The 958-nt window shown below is 59.5% G+C and carries 1 protein-coding gene; it reads right to left on the minus strand.

What is annotated here, in order from left to right; genetic code table 11:
- Positions 1–55 precede the first annotated feature (55 nt).
- Positions 56–820: an IS6-like element IS6100 family transposase gene (locus PG898_RS21145; RefSeq protein ID WP_001389365.1), complete on the minus strand. Its 765-nt coding sequence runs from the start codon at positions 818–820 to the stop codon at positions 56–58.
- Between the last annotated feature and the right edge of the window lie 138 nt (positions 821–958).

Consider the following 958-nt stretch of genomic DNA (forward strand, 5'->3'; position numbering starts at 1 on the left):
GGGCTCTGTTGCAAAGATTGGCGGCAGTCAGAGGTAGGCTGTCGCTCTGCGCCGATCAGGCGGCTGCTGCGAAATGGTGGTTGAGCATGCCCATGGCCTCCGTCAGCGCCGAGGGCCCAATGCCAAAAGCTCTCTCCACAAGGCGCACCTCGCCCCTGATGCCGGGCTGCAGGCACCAGGGGCGAGCCTGTCCTTTGCGCAGGGCTCGCATGACTTCGAATCCCTTGATCGTGGCATAGGCCGTGGGGATCGATTTGAAACCGCGCACCGGCTTGATCAGTATCTTGAGCTTTCCGTGATCGGCCTCGATCACGTTATTGAGATACTTCACCTGCCGGTGGGCCGTCTCCCGGTCCAGCTTTCCTTCGCGCTTCAATTCGGTGATCGCTGCACCATAGCTCGGCGCTTTGTCGGTATTGAGCGTGGCAGGCTTTTCCCAGTGCTTCAGGCCTCGCAGGGCCTTGCCCAGGAACCGCTTCGCTGCCTTGGCGCTGCGGGTCGGCGACAGGTAGAAATCGATCGTGTCGCCCCGCTTGTCGACTGCCCGGTACAGGTAGGTCCACTTGCCCCGCACCTTGACGTAGGTTTCATCCAGGCGCCAGCTCGGATCAAAGCCACGCCGCCAGAACCAGCGCAGCCGCTTCTCCATCTCCGGGGCGTAGCACTGGACCCAGCGATAGATCGTCGTATGGTCGACCGAAATGCCGCGTTCCGCCAGCATTTCCTCAAGGTCGCGATAGCTGATCGGATAGCGACAATACCAGCGCACCGCCCACAGGATCACATCACCCTGGAAATGGCGCCACTTGAAATCCGTCATCGTTCCGTCCGTCCAATCTCCGCCAAGCATGCTCAAGCTTCACGATTTTTGCAACAGAGCCCACACGAGTATTGAGCATAGTCGAGATTGGTGCAGATCACTTCTGATATTGAACTGTCAGGAGCTGGCTGCACAACA

Source organism: Aeromonas sp. QDB31, assembly GCF_027707605.1.
In the GTDB taxonomy this organism is placed as follows: Bacteria; Pseudomonadota; Gammaproteobacteria; order Enterobacterales; family Aeromonadaceae; genus Aeromonas; species Aeromonas media.

What these genes read in the sequence shown, in the direction of transcription:
- PG898_RS21145 (WP_001389365.1), bottom strand. Translation starts at nt 820, where the DNA reads ATGACGGATTTCAAGTGGCGCCATTTCCAGGGTGATGTGATCCTGTGG.